Source organism: Lunatimonas lonarensis (assembly GCF_000390185.1).
GTDB lineage: Bacteria > Bacteroidota > Bacteroidia > Cytophagales > Cyclobacteriaceae > Lunatimonas > Lunatimonas lonarensis.
This window is the reverse complement of record NZ_AQHR01000121.1, coordinates 1-2,875: the sequence shown is the minus strand read 5'-3', so window position 1 is coordinate 2,875 and position 2,875 is coordinate 1. Positions and strand designations below refer to the sequence as shown.

Here is a 2,875-nt window from a genome sequence, read left to right as displayed (position 1 = left end):
TGTCAGGAGGGTCGTCGGCTCAGATCCTGAAAATGGATTGAAGATAGTAAACAATAAATCTCGGGGTGTAGCGCAGTCCGGTAGCGTATCCTGACGGTGTCAGGAGGGTCGTCGGCTCAGATCCCGCCACCCCGACGAGGTTAGGCCAGACTCTGTCCCAGTCTGGCTTTTTTTATGGCATACCTTGTCTACATTTTATACTCGTCAACATTGGGTCGATTCTACGTTGGCCAGACGGAGAATCTGAACGATAGGCTGGTTCGGCACAACTCGGGCAGGAACAAGTCCACCAAGGCGGGTGTACCTTGGATCTTGGTGCATTCGGAGCCTGCCCCGGACAGGGCAACCGCAATGGCAAGGGAGCGGCAGATAAAGAATCTCGGTGCCAGAAGGTACCTTAAAAGTATTGGCAAACAGGTTGGACCGGACAGTTCGAATAGTCTATTCCCTCCGGACGCTTAAGCCTCTTTTGGGTGCAGAGCAGTCCGGTAGCGTATCCTGACTGGCGTCAGGAGGGTCATGGGTTCAAATAGAGCGCACCCTGATGACAATCAGGGCACCCCGACGAGGTTAGGCCAGACTCTGTCCCAGTCTGGCTTTTTTTATGGCATACTTTGTCCACATTTTATACTCGCCATCATTGGGTCGATTCTACGTTGGCCAGACGGAGAATCTGAACGGTAGGCTGGTCTGACACAATTCGGGCAGGAACAAGTCCATCTACCAAGTACTTATCAAGCCAGACTGTGTAAAAAAATCTGCTGTTTTTGTTAATCCACATATTCTGAGTTGGTTTAAAATTTCGAACTCATCCATTTTGGGATTTTTTTTATTCAAAACCATCTCCTTGAAAGCAGAAATTGCTTGTTCAGGATTTAAGTCAATAATATCGACCAAGAAATCATCTTCTGAAATCACTGCTATTTCAAAATTGTCTAAAATATTATTTGGAAAGTCTTTCAGGTTGTTGGTTACTATACAGTTGGAATTAGATTTAATCGCAGCGGCAACAACATGTCTGTCCTTTTGATCCGGCAAGTTTAATGTAGGTATCAAATTTTCATAGTTCTTAACCAAGGCGTCAGGAAATGCAGAGTTCGCCACGGCAATTCTTTTCTCTGCTTCATCTTGATTCAATCCTTTTCGTATCATCACTTCTTTCCATTCATAAAAAATATGCTTGCTCCACTTTGGGGTATATAAATCATAGTGTGCAAACCAAAAAAGTAAATCCCTTGAGATCAATGGATAAATAACATTGGTATCTAAAACAGCTTTAAAACGAACGCTATGAATCATATCCTCCTAACTCTTCATCGCTATTCATCATTTCAATCAGTAGACGCTTCTGTTCTGCCTTCATTTTCTGTTTGTAGCTGACTACGTCTTCAAGTTTGATCCTGCGATGGCTTCCGACCTTGATGAAATCCAATTCTCCATTTTCAAGAAGTTTGACCAAATGTGGACGTGAACAACCCAAGATTTCGGCAGCCTTTTGAGTAGTTACTTCTGTAGCGACAGGTACAATCGAAATTGGTTTGCCCTGACTCATTGCCCTTAAGATCTCATTGAGTAACTCCAATGCTCTCGATGGGATTTGAAGTCTTTCCTTTGTCTCCTCGATCTCAATTTCAGTCATTGTGGAGTGAACACGCTCAAGTATCTGTGATAGGGCTTCGTGAGATTTTTCAGCAATCCGTTGCTCCGATTTACTCGGTCTTTTACTAAGACGTAGGGTTTCCATGTGTTTGATTTTATATAAAGTCTAATAATTAATTTCACAAACTCTTTTTAGCTCCTCATTTGGCCTCTGAAAATGGGAAAACATTTTCCAGAATGCCGCCAGTCTCTCTTCCATGGTATGCACGTACCTGTTGTGCGTGATTTTCTTTCTCATGTACCACCATGCCCTTTCGATCGGGTTTAGCTCCGGAGAATAGGGCGGCAGATAGAACAGTTCCAGTTTTGGGTTTTTCAGCAGCCACGTCTTCAGCAGCTTGGCATGGTGGTATCTGACATTGTCCAAGACCATCACTATCTTCGAATGGCCCCTATATATGTGGAGAATCTTTTTGAGGTGCTTTTTCAGGCTTCTGTAGTTGCCCTGCTTATGGAACGTGACAGTGATCTGCCCCGTTCCGAAGTTGTAGCTGCCCATCGCGGTCATTCTTTCCCGCCCCCTCTGTTTGGCCATGATCTTCGGTTGGTTGCCCACCTTGCCCCATTTATAGCCTATCGTGGCGGTATTTGAAAGGGAAAACTCGTCCTCATACAACAACACAGTGTCAGCCGGACTTTCCAGGAGTTTTTTTTAGCCCGTCCTTGAATTCCTCTTGGGCATTCTCATCCGCCTCGGGATAAAACCCCTTTGCCTTCTGGTAGCTTAGCCCAAGCTGTTTGATGATGTTATAGATCTGGGCCTTCCTGTATTCGATCCCATAACTTTTCCTGATCCAGTCGATCAGGATCGGACCTGTCCAGGTTTCGGTGTTGTATCCGTGGTCGGTCGGGGATTCATGCAGCATAAGGCGCAACAACTCCCCCGACTGTTCGGCGGAAAGCAACGGCTTTCTCCCCCTTCCCGGTTTGTCCCTCAACCCGTCTATACCTTCCTGCTCGAACCTGTGGACCCAGTTGGTTATCTGCTTGAAGCTGGTCTGGTACAGCTCTTCCAGGTTCCGGCTTGGCTGGCCAAGGGAAACCTGTAAAACGGCATAAAGCCTCACCCCTATAGTATACCGTTCATCTCTTCTGATTAGGGCCTTTATCTCCTCCGAAGAATACCCCTTGACTTTAAGCACTGGTCTTCCCATGATTTTTATCTTTCAGGCAAGATAGTGACATTTTGTGTAATTTAATAATAGACTTTATGTAA

The 2,875-nt window shown here is 45.4% G+C and carries 5 protein-coding genes; 1 reads left to right on the top strand and 4 read right to left on the bottom strand.

Translation table 11 applies throughout. From position 1 onward, the window contains the following. Positions 1 to 174 precede the first annotated feature (174 nt). On the top strand, positions 175 to 462 hold the full coding sequence (locus ADIS_RS21505; protein ID WP_051113376.1) for a GIY-YIG nuclease family protein: 288 nt from the start codon (positions 175 to 177) through the stop codon (positions 460 to 462). Between the two features lie 258 nt (positions 463 to 720). Here ADIS_RS21505 and ADIS_RS21500 read toward each other — a convergent pair whose 3' ends face one another. The 4 genes from ADIS_RS21500 to ADIS_RS23600 are packed head-to-tail and all read right to left on the bottom strand — an operon-like array spanning position 721 to position 2,813. Next, positions 721 to 1,299 (bottom strand): PIN domain-containing protein, encoded by a 579-nt coding sequence (locus tag ADIS_RS21500; protein ID WP_010856850.1) that lies wholly within the window; start codon positions 1,297 to 1,299, stop codon positions 721 to 723. Further along, the gene (locus ADIS_RS21495; protein ID WP_035807260.1) at positions 1,289 to 1,744 is read right to left on the bottom strand and encodes an excisionase family DNA-binding protein; all 456 of its coding nucleotides are present in this window, start codon (positions 1,742 to 1,744) and stop codon (positions 1,289 to 1,291) included. Before ADIS_RS21495 ends, ADIS_RS21500 begins: the two co-directional genes overlap by 11 nt. Before the next feature lie 21 nt (positions 1,745 to 1,765). Beyond that, positions 1,766 to 2,281 (bottom strand): IS630 family transposase, encoded by a 516-nt coding sequence (locus ADIS_RS23605; protein ID WP_155907689.1) that lies wholly within the window; start codon positions 2,279 to 2,281, stop codon positions 1,766 to 1,768. A 4-nt stretch (positions 2,282 to 2,285) separates the two neighbouring features. After that, entirely contained in the window at positions 2,286 to 2,813 is a 528-nt protein-coding gene (locus ADIS_RS23600) for an IS630 family transposase (RefSeq protein ID WP_010856847.1), read from the bottom strand. Between the last annotated feature and the right edge of the window lie 62 nt (positions 2,814 to 2,875).

Coding starts and splice junctions, on each gene's coding strand:
- ADIS_RS23600 (WP_010856847.1), bottom strand. CDS start 2,813: ATGGGAAGACCAGTGCTTAAAGTCAAGGGGTATTCTTCGGAGGAGATA.
- ADIS_RS21500 (WP_010856850.1), bottom strand. CDS start 1,299: ATGATTCATAGCGTTCGTTTTAAAGCTGTTTTAGATACCAATGTTATT.
- ADIS_RS21505 (WP_051113376.1), top strand. CDS start 175: ATGGCATACCTTGTCTACATTTTATACTCGTCAACATTGGGTCGATTC.
- ADIS_RS21495 (WP_035807260.1), bottom strand. CDS start 1,744: ATGGAAACCCTACGTCTTAGTAAAAGACCGAGTAAATCGGAGCAACGG.